Here is a 17718-nt window from a genome sequence, read left to right as displayed (position 1 = left end):
CCAGAGGTAACACCTCCCATAAACTGGTTCTTCAACCCCTCTCACTAGACATTGAAAATGCTTAGTTCACCTGATTTGAGCTTTTCTCAAAATTTGCCTTTAGTTGTATTTAATCAGCTTGGGGAATTGTTACAGCAAATGGCTCAATCTGTGGAAAGTTCTGTGCTAGTGCTGACAGAATCTGTGCTGGCTAGAGTTCTCATAACTGAAGAATGGCAAAGTCAAAGATTCACTTTGGTGGTTTCAGAACAGTTTAGTGCGCTGTTACTAGGCGCTTTGACGCAGGAGGAGCAAGAAGCAGAAGAAAATCCCCACTCAGCACTCAGCACTCAGCACTCAGCACTCAGCACTCGGCTGACGTTTAATTCAGAAGCGATCACGGACTTTGTGAGTAACTTGAAGGGTTTGTTTGCTAGTGATTCCGAGACTTATCAAAATCTTGACTACTACAGTCAAATTCTCCGTCCTAATGATGCTACCCTCCAAAGTCAATTCACGCTGTTGTTATTAGAATATCTGCTACCTCCAAAAAATCAGGCGGTAACAGAACCTCTGAATACAAGTCCATCTGGGAATGCTTGTCAAGCGATTGAAATTGCTTTACAAAAACAAATCTCCCAAGAGCGATTGTTAAATCAAGTTACAACTCAGATTCGCAAAAGTCTAGATTTGCCAGTGATTATGGCAACTGCGATCGCCCAAGTGCGTGAGTTTCTGAAGTTAGACAGGTTAGTAATATATAAATTTGCAGGGTCAAGGGTCAATACCCAAAACTCCACAGCAAATGGGCAAAGTCCTGCTCCAACCCTGATCTCAGACTGGCAAAAGTATGGTGGTTGTATCGTTTATGAAGTCAGGGCGACGGATGATATTCCTTCGGTGTTACATTCCCAAGAGACAACTTGCTTTACTCGCCATTCTCCTTGTTGGGATAAGTATCGCCAAGGTTTTACCTTAGTGGTAGAAGATGTGGAAAAAACTTATGCTCTAGAAGAGTGTTTGTTGAATTTTCTCCGTGCTAATCGTGTTAGAGCAAAGTTAGCAGCCCCAATTATGTTTGAGGAAAAACTCTGGGGACTGTTAATTGCTCATCAGTGTGATATTCCGCGCCAGTGGACTGAAAATGAGCGAAATTTACTCTCTTCCATTGCTGAACAATTAGCGATCGCTATTCATCAATCAGAGTTAATGCGATCACTTACTCAAGAAAAACAAACTCTCGAACAACGAGTATTAGAGCGTACAATGGCCTTACGTGATGCTTTATTAGCTGCTGAAGCTGCAAGCCGATTACGTAACGAATTTCTTGCCACCATTAGTCATGAATTATTAACACCGTTAACTTATGTAATTGGGATGTCTTCTACTTTGTTACGCTGGCCGATAGGTGAATTGAGTCAACGACAACGAGACTATCTGCAAACCATCCACGACAGTGGCGAACATTTATTAGAAATGATTAATGACATCCTGGATTTATCACAAATCGAGGCTGGAAAAACAGTTTTAAATATTAATGAATTTTCTTTAGCAAAGATAGCAGAAAGTGCTATCTCTGCCTTAATTGATAAAGCGAATAACCAACAAGTTACCCTCAAACTAGATTTACAAATTGATCCTCGACGCGATATCTTTAGTGCTGATGCCGAGCGTATCGAACAGATTTTATGGAATTTGTTAACCAATGCGATTAAATTTACACCAGAAGGTGGCAGTGTCACCCTCAGAATTTGGGTAGAAGATAATACTGCTGTGTTTCAAGTTGAAGATACAGGAATTGGGATTTCTGAAGAGCAATTACCATTAATGTTTGAGAAATTTCAGCAGTTAGATACACCTTATCGTCGGCGTTATGAAGGTACAGGATTGGGTTTAGCTTTAACTAAACAACTGGTAGAATTGCATCGGGGTCGAATTGAAGTAGAATCGACTGTGGGTATCGGTTCTATCTTTACTGTCTGGATACCTCCCCAGTCTGCGAAAGTTCTCAGTGCTGAGTCATAGCGCCGTGAGATAACTATAGTATTCCTATTTGAGATGAACCACAGAGACAATTTGAAAGCTTGAATGCCAGGAATAGTAAGACTTTTCCTCCTGCCTTCTTTTATAAGGGAGACAAGGGAGATAGATATTTGTAAATTATTTAGAGATGCTAGATGTAATCAATGTGAATATAAAAGTCAAACAAAAATAAAAATTCTACTATGGCAGAAATTGAGGACTTAGGTGTAAGTGTAGAAGAATATTTAGATGGCTTGGCAGCAGGCATTGATATTTTAGAATTGAGACGATTAGAATCTGGGGGAATTCCTACCCATTTAGCTTTAGAATTGATGACAATTATGCCAAAAGTAGTTGATGGCACAGCTACGCCTGAAGAAGTTGTCAGAGGGCTAATGATTATGTCTCCATCCCTCAGACAGCAACTGGAATAGTTGAGATTGTATATACAGTAGTTCTATCTCAAATGACCAATGACCACTTAATTCATACCTTAAAAAACGGACTGATTGTATCTTGCCAAGCGCCTGTTGATTCACCTCTACATAAACCAACTATTATTGCTGCAATGGCGCAGGCTGCGGTTAATAATGGTGCTGTTGGGGTTCGTATAGATACTCCAACTCATATCCGTGCGGTAAGAAAACAAGTGCAAGTACCGATTATTGGGTTATGGAAACAAGTCATTCCTAAATACGATGTATACATTACACCCCAGTTTCATCATGCTGCGGCTGTGGCTGCGGCTGGAGCCGATATAATTGCGATCGATGCTACAACTAGGCATCGTCCTGGTGGTGAAACAGTCGCAGAGATTATCAGCCACATACATCAGGAATTAGACAAACCAGTAATTGCTGATGTTGATACAATTGAAGCTGCCAAAGCTGCTGCTAGTGCTGGTGCAGATATAGTGGCGACAACTCTTTATGGCTATACTCCCAAGACTAATAATGATTCTCCGCCTAGTTGGGAACTACTAACGCAAATGCTAGAGGAGTTAAAGATTCCGGTAATTTGCGAAGGCGGCATTTCTTCACCGCAAATGGCATGTAACGCTTTAAATTTAGGTGCTTATGCCGTTGTCGTTGGTACTGCAATCACTGGCATAGACTTGCAAGTAAAGAATTATCAACGGATCATGCAAAACGGAGAATAATTGTTGAATACTATCCCACGGAATTCCTGATACAAATTCCTTGGCCTGCTCTTAACACTTTAGGGCAGGTTTATTTTTCTGACTCAAATGAAACTTTTTCTCAAAAGTATCTTAATCTTAATTAACGGCCAACAGAGAATAGGGAACAGGGAACAGATTCCTGTTTTATTCCCTTATTCTCTAGAAAAGTCTAATTTTCAGCTTGATATTTGTCAGGGGTCGTTATAAGATGACAGAGTTTAGTGATAATAGGTGGCAATAACTATGAGCTTTTCCAGCATTGCTATTGAGCAACGTTCTAAAGAAGCTCAAGCTCTGAAGTTTGTTCTGGGTTACAGTTTGGTGGGTTCTCTAGCGTTGCATGTTGCATTGCTGGGTTCTGGGATAGGCAACTTTTTGACAAGATTACCTGCTGATGATAAAGAACCAATAGAATTAGCGATCGTAGATGCTCCAGCTACTCCAGAACCAGAAATAGAAAAAGCTCCGATAGAAGAAAAAAAGGAACCGCCTCAGCAAGTTGTATCTCAGCCTGAGCCTCGGATTCCTGAAAGGTCGCCTGTTATTCCTCAACAACAGTCAGTAGCAATAGCTCCAGTCCAAAAGTTTGTTGAAAAGCCTCAAATTCAGCCTGTTCAACAACCAAAACAGCCTGTCTCATCAGATAAGCCTTCAACTACTACTGCCAGAACTACCCAGACATCGACCAGTACTAGTACTACATCTGAATCAACCAGTACTAATAACGGTGGCAGTTCAGGATCGAGTGGTGGCACAGGAATTTTAACTGGGAGTGGTAGTGGTATAGGTGTAGGTGTTGGTAGTGGCAGTGGTACAGGCACTGGCACAGGTAATGGTACTGGCATTGGTACTGGAACAGGTACAGGCAGTGGAACAGGTACTGGTACTGGGACAAGCAATCCTAATCCAGTAGCTGTTGCTCCCAGTCAGCCGAAAATTGAAGCACCAGCACCAGCACCAGCTAATCGTAGTAGTGGTAATGGCCGTGCCGCCTGCCGTCAGTGCGATAACAAGTATCCCGAACAAGCCAGACGCAGAGGTATTGAAGGCAAGGTAGAAGTTGCAGTTGATACTGATGCTAATGGTAATGTTACTAACGTTAGATTAACTCGTTCGAGTGGTAATCGAGAGTTAGATGAAGCCCATCTGAGACAAGCTCGTGATTGGAAATTGAAGCCAAGTGAAAGTGGTAGACAAGGCGTATCAATTGCTACCGATTATGCAATTCGTGGCTCCCGGAGATATCGAGAAGCCCAAGAACGTAAACGACAAAGACAAGCTAGAGAAACCGAACAAAGAAATCAAGCAACAGCTACTGCTAATCAAAGTACAACCAGCGAAACGACTAGACGTAGGCGGCGTTTCACGTCTGGAACTATTGTTGATGTTCCTCCAGAAAGAAGAACGATCAGAGAAGCAGCCGCTACATCTGAAAGTACTCCGTTACGCCGTCGATTACGCCCACGTACTGAAACTGCTGCGCCAGCATCACGTCCGAGTCAAGCAACAACATCTAGTGGTGAAAATAACGCTCCAAGAGTGCGTCGCCGCCGTCGTCCAGATTCTGCAACTACATCCGATAGTGCTAATAGGTTGAGAAATGCGCTGCGCCGTTCTCGACCATCATCTGAGTCTGCGCCTGCTGCTGTGCCTGCGGAGTCTAAACCATAGTAGGACGGAAGAAAGAGGTTATACCATTTCACGAAAAAAATGATACAAATTCATGGTTTTTTTATTCTTTCCCCTTGCCCTCTGCTCCCTGCCCCCCTGCGGTCTATTTGTATCAAACTTAAAGTGAAACAGTATTAGAGGTTAGGGGCTAGAGGCTAGATTTTGATAAGTGTCTGGCCTCTACATCATTAACTTGCGGTTTTTAGCGCGGATATCTGAGACAAGGCGATTTGTTATCGGTGGTGGCTTCATCACCATAAATTGCCAAGGTATGATAGCCAGGGTCAGAATCTGTATATAGCACGCGAAATGTGTAAAGCTTACTTTTGCCTTGTGCTTCAGTAATGACTGTTAACAGTGTTTTATCTGTGTTGGGAAGTCCGGGAATTTTTAATTTGGGAATGCGTCGCATTTGGATGACATTGGCGGCGGAGTTTTTACAATCTCCAGAATTAAAATTTTGATTTTGTCCGAACTGGGTACAAACTGGCCCGTCAAAGTCTATGGTTACTTGTGATGGATCATTTAACCAGACTTTTTTAATTGTTTCACCAGCCGGTAAAAAGCTTAAATTTGTACCTTGGACATAAGATACGGTAATTGTTGGTTCTATACCACTTAAACCTTGTGCTTGACAAGAAAGCATAGAACGCAAAACCGTATTTTGAGCAATGGCACGGCCAGCTAATAATATCACTCCGGTGGAAACAATTAAGGAGGCCAGAGAGAAGAAAGGAGGAAATTTGGCATTTTTCATGACTGCGATCGCTAAACTAAGTCAACATTAAAAATTAAAACTGTAACTGCTGATTAACATAGACTTCCACTTCTTTACCCGCAGCGATAAACCACACGTTAGTTTGTTGAGTTAATTGGGCAATTGCTTGCTGGTTACGTTGAGAAATTTGGGGAATTACAGAGTTAAAACCACCTTCTAATACCCCAGCTAAAATGTTACGTCTGGGATTAGTGTTACTCACAATCGTACCTGTAGCAGTTGTTGTGACTACTTGAGCTTCTGTACGGTTAAATAACTCTGCGGCTTTACCAATACCACCCAATACAAATAACCCTAAATCCATACTTGCAATCGAGCCACTAGCATTAGGAAATTTATTTGCGATTAAAGGTCTACCTTTGACACCACGAATAATAATCGCATTTTTGGGCAAGGTTGTTTCTGTTAAAACACCGTCTTTTTGCGAGACAATTTTGGTCACATTCAACTGCAACAAACCTTGATCAGACAAAGATTTAATTTCAGCTAATAACTCAGTTTTTGCCGGAATCGCAACTTGACCGTCGATGGATTTTAAAGGTTGTTTTAATTGAATGACAAAGACATTTTTATCTTCATCATCATCATCTCTGGCGTTACCTCTGGTTCTGGTAGTTTCGCCAAAAATCGCTGTAGCAACTACGGCTTTAGTACTAGTACCAACTGCTACTGTCTTCGGCCCTTGAGTTTGGGTTGTACCAAGTCCAGGATTTGTTTGAGGTTGTGGTTGGGTTTCGGGTGGTGTTACTTCTGGTGATGTCACTCTATTGTTATTATCAACTGGGGGAACTTGACTGATATTTACTCCCGATGTTCCAGTGGTAGAAACTTGACCATAACTGCCTAATTTAGCTAATTTTGCCCATTCTTGTAGCGGATCTGGTGGCGCAGGTGGAGTTGTCACCACTGCTTGTGGTTGTAAGTCTGGTACTGAGCGAGTTTCAGGAATAGCGGGTGACACAACAACTGGTCTTGCTAGTGGTGGACTAACTTGACGCGGGACATACACTACTTGGGCTGGTGCTTGGACTGCTGGGCGGACATTTCTGATAGCTGTACGGTTAGGTCTACTATCTACCGATGAAACCAACCTGACTGGATTTCGCAAGCTTTGTTGGGATGCGGCGACTTCATCGGCTTGTTCAGATAGGGCTAATTTTGTTTTTAAATCTTCGATTTGTTGTTGTAAGTCTTGCTGGCGGGGTGCTGTATTAGTTGCGGCTGGAGTGGGAACGGAAACAGGGCGAGTTGCTGATTTTTGACCGCCACCGCTCATAATTTGCGATAAAAAGCCACCAGCTAACAAAACTACTACTAAGGTGGCAGAGCCGACTAAAGTTAATTTAGCAAAAGGATTTGATGATAGGGGTTGGGTGGTTTTAACTTCTTGTGGTTCTTCGATTAAAGCTTCGGGAATGTCTGGTTCTTCGGTGGCTTCCACATTCACCGTTTTTGATTCATCTTCAAAACCTACCAATCTGGCGATTTTTGATTCCCAATCGGAAGATTCTACGTGTTTTTGCGAATCGGAATGAGAGCGATTTGTTAGCCCTTGGGGGTTAAGTTCTGAAGAAATGGAATATGAAGTCATGGTATATAGCTTTGGTAATAATGTTTAAGAACAATTTTTGTCTTTTATGTCACATATATTGTAAATTTGTAGCCTTGCTTCGCCAAGACGGTAAGCAGCTAAATGCCAGGATAGGGGTTTGTCTGGTAATGATGCTAAGGGTTCATCAACAACCTGGACGAGAATTTGTTTATTAAAAGGACTGGACACTCCTAGTTTGTCATAATTTGTAAAACTTAATTGGTGAGCATAAATTTCTACTTTCCAGGTTCCTTCTGTGATTTTGGTAGGTTGGGAAATACTATCAATCACTAATACATATTCACTACCTTTATTAATAGTTTGAAATTGTGAACCGGATTTTAAACTGATGATTTCTAAGAGTAATTTTTGTTTAATGTTATTGGATACCATCTGAGAACTAATATCCCAGGCTGTTTGCGGTGGTTGTTGTTCCGACCAAGTGAGCATCAGGCTTATGGTTTCGCCAACAAACCGCCGAATGGTTTCGGGATATCTTTCAAAGCTGGGTTTAGGATCTACTGTTACGGCTTGACCATCTATTAGTTGTACCAAACTTTGGGGTGTTAGTTGTTGTTTCAGAGCTTGTAACATTGACCCATGAAACATTAATAGCAGTAAGGCAAATATATTTAACCCAAAGGTAGCGACGGCAAATAAGGGGAGAATATTGCTTTTTTTATTTTCGGTTTTGAGGATTTGCATGAATAATATTTTTGTGGGAGTGGGGAATGGGGTTTAATTATTTAGCAAATTTATCTGAGAAAATTACTGTTTGACTTATTATTGAGACATTGCTTGGTTTGGTCGTCTGGGGAATTATATTCGTCTATTAAACATAAATTCCGAATTTCATAAATTTCTAATTTATCTGTGCGGGTACTGTATATGGCTTTTTGTAAGTCTGTGCTGTTTTCACTTAAGGGATAGGGAAAATAATCAACTGCACGGACTAATAAATCTTTATTAAATGCTGTAACTTTGCGGCGATTATCGGAACGTTTGGTTTGTACTAAGTCTGCTACCATACTGACACGCCATTTACCAGGGGCAATTTTTTGGGGTGGATAAAGGCGCTTGATTACTAATTGGGCGGTGATGCTTTGACTGGAGTTGTTAGCAAAAACTTCTGGGGGTGTGAGTTCGGCGATCGCACTTAACAAACCTTTACGAAAATCTTCGGAAATTGCAAAACTCGCTATCCAAGTGCTAGTGGTGACGTTTCTGTTCCCACCTTTGAGGGTTCGCACTTGAATCCCTGGGTCTGGTTTAGGTTTAGCGACTTCTTCAATGTTTTGGGGTGGTAAGTTTCCCGACCAATTAAACATAGCGGTCATGGTTTTACTGACAAATCGGCTGATGCTTTCCGTGTCTCGTTCTAACTCATCAGTGGCGGTGGGTGTCTGACCATCAATCATCTGCACAAAGTTAGGTGGTTTTCTCAGACTCAGTTGCCGGATATTTAAACCTTGAATAATAAATAAAATTAACACTAAGATTTGCAAACTGAAAGTGGCGATCGCAAAAGTTGTCAATACACTTCCTGTTTGTTTGGGTTGTCTTTTTTTAAGTAAATTGACCATACGATCTAGGGACTAGGGAGTAGGGAGTGGTGAGTAGGGGAAGAAAGTCTGTCTTTAAATTGCTTGAAAGCCTTACTTACTATAAGAGTTTCTTCATTTCATACTTCAGACTTCAGACTTCAGACTTTTTTGCTAAATTCTATTCCTCACTAAACTTTCAGTATTATTAATCGCGCTGAAAACTGCAAACCCTCCAGCCGCAGCTAAAAACAACGATAACAACGGCGCTAAAATTCCCAAAAAGATAATAAACCACATTAAATCAGGACTGGCATTAATATCTTGTCCTGGGCCATTGATAATCACTGCGGATGTTAATGCAGCCACAATATTAAAAGAAATTTTGGCAATTCCCGCCGCTAAAAATCCGGTAATCCAAGCGAAAATCGGCTTACCAGCTACAGGTAATAATGAAGCTCCGACAGCTATGGGGCCTAAAGCTGCTATCAGCAACATCGTAGCTTCTAGCAAGTTTTGAAAAGCATATTGTAAGGAAATTAAAAAGTTTTTAATAGTTGTTTGTCCTGTATTTCCTAACAGCGCGTTAAATGCTGCGTCGGTGATAATTCCTGTACCGAATTTAATTTGATTAACTTGATTTTCTAATCTATCTATCCAAGTTCGATTACCGTATCGATTACGATATTCTTGCCAGAGGTCATCAATTTGTTCAGTGGCTTTGTTCAAACATTGAGTTTGTTGTTCACCAGTCAGTGCTTGACAAGGGCGTAATAAAGAACCTGCAACTTCTTCCGCCACACTCATACTAATGGCTTGCTGATAAGTTTGTTCAGCATCGGCGGTGGTGACTACTTGTTGATTTACTGTATTAATAAAATTCCGCACACCCAAAGTCAGGTTAGAAAGTGCGCTACCATTGCCAGGGTTACTTAATAAAACTACCACCACAAACGGCCAAATTAACCCAGATATCGGGCGAGAATATTCACTGTAAATGACATCTTTCAGCCATTGCACCATAAAAAATAATAGTGTTCCAACAGCAAAAAATACACCTAAATTGGTAATGGCTCCATATAAGTTATTACTGGTGTCATTTTGTAATAAATTCACCCATTGATTATCCCAGCTTTCAGCGATACTTTTAGCTGTTGTTGCTCCATTTTCTAGAGTATCTGTAATGCCGGGAAAAACCTGTGCAAGATAAAGCTGCATTTTAAATCACATTGTTTGATGATAAATGATTATGGTTCGCGTCCAAATAAATCTGTTTGCGAAGCAGTCCGTAAAAGTCTTGCTGCTTCTGTAGCAGAATCAACTCGCCGAGCGCGGTTTGCTTCTTCAACTTGCTGAGAAATATTCGCTAAATTTAAATTAGTGTATTGTATTGACTGATTTGTTTGGATGGTTTGAGCCAGATTTTCCGCGTTAATTTTTGCTTGTTCTTGGAGGATTTTAACAGTTGTATCTTGTTGGATAGTCGATTGACATAAACTTTGATTGGCAACATTTACAGCCCCGGCTGAACCAGTTATTTTACATACCTGGTCTTTCAAATCATCGAGAAAACTATCAGCATCTTCAATAGTCTGGGCAATAGTTTCGATACTTCTTTCTGTATCTTCTAATTTAGTTTTTAAGCGTACTTGCCCCTCTCTACCCAGTACCCCAACTACAGCACCGCGAGTAACTACGCGATTAACTTCATTACTCACCCCTGCACCATTGACTGCGGAATTATTTTCATATCTTCCTGAGATGGAGTTAATAATAATATCGCTGCGTACTTGTCTCCCTGCTGACACTGGATCAGGTAAATTCAATTCACCACTATAATTACTCAGCGCACCTTGAGTTCTAATATCTAGTGGTCTAAAAGTTTCATTGACATTACTTCTGAGATAGTTTTGTAAATCTACAGAATAATATTGAAAATCAGTCCAAACTTTGCCGAGTTGTGCCATTGCTGGCAAAATTAATAAGCTAGAAAATATGAATGTGAATAAAGTTGTTTTCCGCATAAGTTTTACCTGAGATTGTGTGAGGAATTGAATTTAGGCAAATTAAAATTAGTAAATTTTCTCCCTTGCTCCCTGCCCCCTGCTCTCTGCTGTCTCAATGTACTTTCTTATATGCTTAACAGTTTATCCTCCGCGCAAAGAGGCTAATAATTGACGGGCAAAAATAGAAACTGCTTCGTATTTGTCACTGTGTTGTTGCATGACTTTTCTGCGGGCAGTTTGCTCATGGGGGTTATTAGCAACTACCGCTAATTGTTCGTAACCTGGATAGTAGCGGCAAAATGTATAAATGCCGTTATCATCTAATAACCATTGGCTATAAACTCCTTCTTTGCGTGGGAAAAAGCTTTCAGAAGCATTACGGGCAATAATATCGCGGGGATATTTCAAAATATTGATGAAACTATCAACGGCGACTGGTTGAATCCGGCCGATGAGTCTGGTGGATAAGTTTTGCAGAATTTTGGATGAGGCTTTAGATTTAGCAATGGTATCGGGGTCTTGGGCTGATAAGATAACGCGAATCCCGGCTTTGGCACCGTTGGCGCAAATTCTGCCTACTAAGTCGGCAATTTGGTCAAATTCAAACAAAATGGGAGCTTCATCAATAAAGAAGATAGAAGCTGGACTGCTTAAAGCGCGGCGCAAGGCGGCGGAATAGGCGCTTAAGGAAAGGACGGCTGCATCTTCGTTGTCAGCTAAGTTTCGCAGGGCAAAAACCAATAATTGGGCATCGGTGGGAAAGCTGGACGGTGAAGAAATTGCTTGTCCTACCCTACTAGATAGCCAAAACCGCAAGCGCAGTTGAATTTGACTGAGTGCATCTTCGACTCGACCACTCACAGAATCGAGACGCAGATGTTCTGGTGAACAGAAATAGAGAAAATCTTGTAAAGTTGGGGTTTTTTGCCATTCTGGGCTGCCAAATCCACCGTTAATGGCGAGGCGATATCTTTCTTGAATACCTTCATCGGCAAAAAAGGCTCCTAATGCAAGGTTTAGGAGAGAACGTACAGTTTGGGAGAGGAGTTGATTTTCGGTAGATGAGCCTAAGACCATTGTCATTAAGGCTGATTCGAGAAAGGCGACATAATCCAGGAGGCGATCGCGTTGTTCTTCCGCAGAGAGCGATCGCAAATCCGGTTGTTCAAATAAGTTATTCGATTGTTTGGAAATATCAAAGTACGCCCCATTCCCTTCCATAAACTCGGTATAGTCGGTAAAGGTCGATGAGCCATCTGGTTTGGGGAAATCTAGAGCAACCACAGGAATATTATGAGCTAGAGCCTGAGTTAAAATTCCCGATACCAACACTGATTTCCCGGCGCGGGTAGTCGCAAACAACGCCAAGTTTTTGTGTTGGTGAAACATATCTAAATGTATGGGTGTGCCACCTTCTTCAGCAACCAACTCAAAGCCATATTTATCGCCTGCTTTGGTCATTACTAACGGCATTAATCCAGGCACTTCACTGGTTAAATACAACTGTCGGCGGTTAAAGGGTTTAACTAACAAACCTTCCCAAACAATTGGCAGAGATTGTAACCAAACTTTCCAAGCATATTCTGTTTCTCGAATTACCTGCGCTGGACGTTGAAAACAGTTTTCAATATATCTGATGGCTTCATCTAATTTGACTTGGTTGGGACGATGGACAAAAATGGCAATTCCTGTATGAATCGGTACGGCTCCTTCATACAATTGTTCTTGGGCTGCTACCGATTTTTTTAATTTTAATTGGGCGTTGACATCAATAGTTTTACTTTTTTCCTGTGCCAAAAGTGCTGAGACATTGGATTGTTTCAGCACTCGTTGTAATGTGGTTTTGACTATGGCGGGATTAGCGGCGGTTAATTGGCAAAAAATTTCGGTATCAACTACACTTTCCCTCGCTAATAATTCCCATAAATACCGCAGTTGGGAAAATTTATTCGGCCAACCACCGGGTTTTTCTAAAAAGGTCATCGCGCCGACGTAGTGATTGTTGATATATACCCAACGGCGATCGGCACGAGGTACGCTTGATTCCATCAGTAAAGTTGTACTGTGGATATTCTCAACCAATAATTTGCTACTTGATAAATCAGAGTTAACTTGTTCGTGTAACCCGGTTTCATCTAATGTGAGTAATTGCGGAATTTCTATGGGGGTTGTATCGTTAAATCTCAACCAAACTTCTTCCCAAAGTTCTTCTGCACTTAAAGGCTTAATATCTAACCCCATTTTGTTAGATAACAACTGTTCCCAACGGCAAAAACCTTGTTTATAAGCCTCGGTAATCACAGTTTCAAGGCGTTGATTTTCGATTTCTTCCAGTTCGCCTTTGAATTTCAGCCACCAAGATTCTGCTCTAGCCAAGAGTTTTTCAATCCAATCATCGGCATTAGTAGAATTTGGTTCTACGGTATAAGTGACGTAAATCCGTAAAAATTTCGGTTTACGAATGCCAGAATTAGTCAACTCTCTAATTCTGGCTCTTTCTGCCATAATTAAATATTTAATATCATTCGATGGCGTACTTTTAATTAAATCTGCTAGTTCTTGTTGACGCTGTTTATCGGAACTAAAAGACCCTATATGTAAGGTCATTCTTTCGCCTTCAGGGATATCTTTCAGCCCAGATTCAATATTATTAAAGATAGTATTTATCTGTTCAGTTCTTAAAGTGGTATGGATGCCTTTACATTCAAAGCCAAAGACAAAGCAAAATCTATCTCTTTGCGTGCCTTTCGCCAAAATATAAGCGCCAAGATCACGTCCATCCACTGCAATGCGGAGCATTGTTGCTAGGTGTAAAGCGTCTTCAAATGGCGTTAATCTACTTTCGTTTCCTGGGGTGCCGATGCTCTTTTTTCCGATTTTTTGCTTCATGATTAATTTCCAGCAAGCTTTGATAACGAGCAAAGCCTCTAGTCCAAGTGGGAACTCCGATAAATTTGCTTAAAAAACGCCAACTCCTACCACCAGATAATATCCACCAAGTTGCAATTCCCCAACCAGCAATTAAAAATGTCCACAACCATTTTTGAAATTCATCGGTGAACAAGCCACCAAAAACGCCATTGATAATAAAGTATGAAGTTAGGGCAATTACTAACCAAGGAAAAATTTGATCGGCAGGAATTGGCCCTAATGATGGTTGTGCGCCTAAAATCTGATTGACTGGTCGAAAATCTTGCTCTCGTTCTTCAGACATACCATTAATTACCAATCACGAAGCCTGTCATGACATCGGCAATTGTGACAGCCAAAACAACTAATAATGGGGTTCTGGCAATACTTTGCCAGTCTTCATCTTTCCGTACAGCATTAATTACTCCAATTAACGAAACTGCAATATAAAGCAGATAAATTCCTCTCAGAACGTTGAATATTAAACTAACGGCTGTTTCTGTACCAGCAGTATTAGTATTAGCACCTTGTGTCAGATTAGTTTTGAAAAATCTTTCGGCTTTACCAAAAAATTGGGCTTGGGCTGGGGCAGCCAAGTAATCTAACCAAAATAAGCTTAAAATTACGATTGGTGCCAAGATTTGTAATGCAATCCGCCACCGATGCGGTAAGTTGACTAATTGCCCAATTTGTTGTATCGATATAACAATTAAACTACCAATTAATAAACAAAAAAGCAGTACTGGGCTGTGTAAGCTAATTACACTCAAAAATACAGTGCAAGCCAGCAAAAACGGTACTGACTCTAAAAAGGTAATCCGCAAAAATTCCAATTTTTCTTTAATATTAGGCAATTTTTGTCCAGCTTTCTGCTTGCTAATTTTGTGGATGTTGCCTGCCCGATAACCCTGTCTAAACATTTGTGAGTTTCCTTAGTTATTTAAAAAAGTTAGTTGATGTTGATGGAAAACCATGTTAATTTATCACAAATGATGATTCATATAATAAAAATTATGTACCAAAAATATGATATGTATTCAGACTCTTATTAATTATTAAGAACAAGTTAACCAAGTCTTAACATTGAGTAAAAGCTTGAATACTTTACGTTTTTTTAATTTTTTGTTTTGGTGAATAATTAGCTTCTTTAATTTTATTTATTGCAGAGTTCGTTGATTTCATCAAAACTTTTAGCTCCTGAGAAATTTACTTAAATGTGATATTTTCACCTGTATAAATGCTAGACAGTTAAACAATTTATGATTGATACTCTATTGATTGTAGTTTCTATCTCACGATATGTACTGAAATAGAAAGCTAGTGTAATTGTGCAACAGTTGTCAATCACGATGATAGATGTTGTTTGCTGAAATCAGGGATATTTTTTACACAGCGATCGCCTCAGCTTGTATTCCTACAGGCAGATAAGCACTGTCGAGTTAATCTGTGATTATGCTTAAGACTGAAACGTGATTTTAGAGCTTTTTCATCAACGAGCGATCGCTTATAATACTGGTAACAATTAGCAGTAAATGAGCTTTGCCCTACGTGATTACCCGCAATTTTATTGAGGTTGATCTGGAGCATTGGCACGTTTTTGTGAAATAACTGTATTTTATTCAGTAATTTTGTCAAGTCTAGCACAATCGGGAATATTTTTTTTACATAAAAAGAATAAACAATAGGCGAAGAATTGAACTAACCAGCTAATTAGCTGCATTTGGCAACTCAAGCCTACACTGATGTCTAGCACAGTTGTAATCGGGAAATGTACGGTGAATGGGCAATATAAGGTTTTAATTTCACCCAGTAAACTACTGAAGTAAACGTTACTTTTCCGCAAATAACAGTAGGTTTAGTTGAGTAATTATGAAAATTATCAAAAAATCTAGATAAGAGTTTTCTTGGTGTCGAAGATAACTCATAATATCTTCACATTCTAGCGGAGAATTCTTGAAGTTTCCGATGAATACGAATGCTCGTTTACAAGTAATTTTAACTGACACACCGATCGCAACTGTATTACCCGCGATCGCCCAAGTCAACTTACCTAACTGGTGGTTAGCTGGAGGTGCAGTCCGCAACAGCGTTTGGCGGTCAATATTTGGCGAAAACTGCGCCTTAGTCATCAATGACTTTGATATTGGCTTTTTTGATGCAGATGGCGATCGTTCTCAGGAATTAGTAGCCAAAACCAGTCTCACAGAGAAATTCCCCAACTATAAGTTCGATGTCAAAAATCAAGCCAGTTTTGCGCGGTGGCGGGCTGGTAGGCGGACTTACACTAGTACTGAGGATGGTATACAAGATTGGCTACACACCGCCACTGCTATTGGTGTGAGGTTAAATAGCCAAGGTGAATGGGAGTTTTTGACACCTTACGGATTAGATGACTTGTTTTCTGGCATTATTCGACCAACACCAGCCCATATTCATAATCCAGATGCTGAAAACAAAGCAGCAACGTTTCTCTCTAAGTGTCCCCATTTGAGATTGGCATAAGGGAGACGAGGAAGAAAAATTTATTCTTGATGGTGTATACAAATTCTCGATAAATCTTGTCGAGAATTTGGATTAATAGCAATTCTCTATAATCAGACAACAGAATGCAATAAATTCGTAGCGTGGTTGAAGCGATCGCAAAACCCAAAAAATCTGGATGATTTTAAGCTTTGTCACTGTCACCTCTAACCTGTCACCTCTTCTTATCTTTTCGTTATTTATATATTAACTTTGCAATATTTGTTAACCAATTATATTAATAATACTTCGCCAGTTAATTTTTAGCAGTATCGCTATTAGTTACTTATCAGTATTAACTCTCAGGCATTATTGATTAATAGTTTTGATAAAGAATTGTATTGTTGAATAAGCATATACTTATGGCTATTCCTATACTGGATATTAATTTCCACACTGTGCGATTTGCACTAGGGGGTTCCAATGGTTCATACTTTTGAGGTGTTGGTTGATATTAAGGAATATGCCGATCAAGCTAACAGTGCCTATCAATGCGGAACGTCAAGATACGAAATTAGTGCTGAGTCAAAAGAAAAAGCAGATGGTATGGCAAGAGTTCAGGCCAGAATTGAACATCCAAAAGGTACTGAATATGATGTTAGAGTAACCAGACTCTTGAGATAAAGGACAGTCTGTATTCCACAATAAATTTATTAATTGTTCTTGTTTGCTAGTAATAATAGATAACCATTAGTTGTGCAGTTTTCCAAAAATAACATCGATATTTTGTGCAGATATTTGTTGCCATAAGGAAAGTTGTAACAAATCAATATCTGCATCACTACTGGAATATTGCATAACTTTACGAAGAAACACTATCACTTTCAAGATTTTTGCAACAAATACATAACTAACTGTTCACCTGCGGTATCGATATGACGTTTTAGTAACCGCACGGCAGTTTTTGTATCTCGTTGTTTGCAAGCATCTAGAAGTTGATAGTGTTCTTTTTGAGAACGTTCTTGATAATCCATTTGTGCCATCTGCATACGTACATAGCGATCGCAATTTATATGCAGATTTTTGATCATTGCTAATAGTCGCGGACGTTCTGCGCTGGTGTAAAGTGCGGCGTGGAATTCCCAATTAAGTTGCGCTAACAAACCTGCATCGGTGGTTTGATCAGTGGTTTCGAGAATTAACGCAGCTTTTTCTAAATCTGCTGTGCTGAATTTTGGTATCGCTAACTGTATGGCTTGGACTTCTAAAGCACTGCGAATCTCACAAATTTCTTGCGCTTCGGCTGCTGTGAGTACCGATACCATCGCACCACGATTCAGATGCAGCGTTACCAAACCTTCTGCTTCTAATTGACGCAAGGCTTCCCGCACAGGAATGCGACTCACGCCAAATTGTGTGGCGATTTCATCTTGTCTGAGAGATTGTCCTTCTTGAAAAATGCCGCGTAAAATCGCTTCCCGCAAAGCATCGGCAATTAAATCGGGAGTGCTGCGTTGTTGTTGCAGCACATTGGCAGCTAAATCATGTAAGTTCATATTTTATATTGTATACAATTTTGG

The 17718-nt window shown here is 40.2% G+C and carries 16 protein-coding genes; 6 read left to right on the top strand and 10 right to left on the bottom strand.

Annotation, left to right across the window (positions count from 1 at the left end):
* The first annotated feature begins 57 nt into the window (after positions 1-57).
* The 4 genes from H6G74_RS05200 to H6G74_RS05185 all read left to right on the top strand — a co-directional run bounded on the left by H6G74_RS05200 (position 58) and on the right by H6G74_RS05185 (position 4852).
* Positions 58-2004, top strand: a complete 1947-nt coding sequence (locus H6G74_RS05200; RefSeq protein WP_190966660.1) for a GAF domain-containing sensor histidine kinase — start codon at positions 58-60, stop codon at positions 2002-2004.
* A gap of 200 nt (positions 2005-2204) precedes the next feature.
* Positions 2205-2435 carry a hypothetical protein gene (locus H6G74_RS05195; protein ID WP_190966659.1) on the top strand — a complete coding sequence of 77 codons (231 nt, stop codon included), beginning with the start codon at positions 2205-2207 and terminating at the stop codon, positions 2433-2435.
* A 32-nt stretch (positions 2436-2467) separates the two neighbouring features.
* Positions 2468-3160 (top strand): N-acetylmannosamine-6-phosphate 2-epimerase, encoded by a 693-nt coding sequence (locus H6G74_RS05190; protein WP_190966658.1) that lies wholly within the window; start codon positions 2468-2470, stop codon positions 3158-3160.
* 264 nt (positions 3161-3424) lie between these two features.
* On the top strand, positions 3425-4852 hold the full coding sequence (locus H6G74_RS05185; RefSeq protein ID WP_190966657.1) for an energy transducer TonB: 1428 nt from the start codon (positions 3425-3427) through the stop codon (positions 4850-4852).
* A gap of 202 nt (positions 4853-5054) precedes the next feature.
* On the opposite strand, the gene H6G74_RS05180 is transcribed toward H6G74_RS05185, so the two are convergent.
* From H6G74_RS05180 to H6G74_RS05140, 9 genes are all read right to left on the bottom strand, one after another.
* Positions 5055-5609, bottom strand: coding sequence for a hypothetical protein (locus H6G74_RS05180; protein ID WP_190966656.1), 555 nt, complete (start codon positions 5607-5609; stop codon positions 5055-5057).
* A 34-nt stretch (positions 5610-5643) separates the two neighbouring features.
* On the bottom strand, positions 5644-7221 hold the full coding sequence (locus H6G74_RS05175; protein ID WP_190966655.1) for a TrbI/VirB10 family protein: 1578 nt from the start codon (positions 7219-7221) through the stop codon (positions 5644-5646).
* A gap of 24 nt (positions 7222-7245) precedes the next feature.
* Positions 7246-7926, bottom strand: coding sequence for a hypothetical protein (locus tag H6G74_RS05170; RefSeq protein ID WP_190966654.1), 681 nt, complete (start codon positions 7924-7926; stop codon positions 7246-7248).
* 50 nt (positions 7927-7976) lie between these two features.
* Positions 7977-8804 carry a hypothetical protein gene (locus tag H6G74_RS05165; RefSeq protein WP_190966653.1) on the bottom strand — a complete coding sequence of 276 codons (828 nt, stop codon included), beginning with the start codon at positions 8802-8804 and terminating at the stop codon, positions 7977-7979.
* Between the two features lie 132 nt (positions 8805-8936).
* A complete protein-coding gene (locus H6G74_RS05160) occupies positions 8937-9980 on the bottom strand; it encodes a hypothetical protein (RefSeq protein ID WP_190966652.1) in 1044 nt (347 codons plus the stop codon).
* A gap of 29 nt (positions 9981-10009) precedes the next feature.
* Complete coding sequence (locus H6G74_RS05155) at positions 10010-10786, bottom strand: hypothetical protein (protein ID WP_190966651.1); 777 nt, start codon at positions 10784-10786, stop codon at positions 10010-10012.
* Positions 10787-10909: 123 nt separating this feature from the next.
* Positions 10910-13657 carry a hypothetical protein gene (locus H6G74_RS05150; RefSeq protein WP_190966650.1) on the bottom strand — a complete coding sequence of 916 codons (2748 nt, stop codon included), beginning with the start codon at positions 13655-13657 and terminating at the stop codon, positions 10910-10912.
* Positions 13605-13982, bottom strand: a complete 378-nt coding sequence (locus tag H6G74_RS05145) for a hypothetical protein (RefSeq protein WP_190966649.1) — start codon at positions 13980-13982, stop codon at positions 13605-13607. Before H6G74_RS05145 ends, H6G74_RS05150 begins: the two co-directional genes overlap by 53 nt.
* 4 nt (positions 13983-13986) lie before the next feature.
* A complete protein-coding gene (locus H6G74_RS05140) occupies positions 13987-14598 on the bottom strand; it encodes a hypothetical protein (protein ID WP_190966648.1) in 612 nt (203 codons plus the stop codon).
* 1045 nt (positions 14599-15643) lie between these two features.
* Between H6G74_RS05140 and H6G74_RS05135 the strand changes: the two genes are divergently transcribed.
* Both H6G74_RS05135 and H6G74_RS05130 read left to right on the top strand, forming a co-directional pair.
* Positions 15644-16180, top strand: a complete 537-nt coding sequence (locus H6G74_RS05135) for a nucleotidyltransferase family protein (protein WP_190966647.1) — start codon at positions 15644-15646, stop codon at positions 16178-16180.
* Between the two features lie 441 nt (positions 16181-16621).
* A complete protein-coding gene (locus H6G74_RS05130; RefSeq protein WP_190966646.1) occupies positions 16622-16822 on the top strand; it encodes a hypothetical protein in 201 nt (66 codons plus the stop codon).
* A 200-nt stretch (positions 16823-17022) separates the two neighbouring features.
* Here the strand turns inward: H6G74_RS05130 and H6G74_RS05125 are convergent, their stop codons facing one another.
* Complete coding sequence (locus H6G74_RS05125) at positions 17023-17694, bottom strand: GntR family transcriptional regulator (RefSeq protein ID WP_190966645.1); 672 nt, start codon at positions 17692-17694, stop codon at positions 17023-17025.
* Positions 17695-17718 lie beyond the last annotated feature (24 nt).

It is taken from the genome of Nostoc spongiaeforme FACHB-130 (assembly GCF_014698475.1).
Taxonomy (GTDB): Bacteria; Cyanobacteriota; Cyanobacteriia; order Cyanobacteriales; family Nostocaceae; genus Nostoc_B; species Nostoc_B spongiaeforme.
The sequence above is the reverse complement of the archived record's forward strand: the minus strand, read 5'-3'. Positions and strand labels throughout refer to the sequence as shown.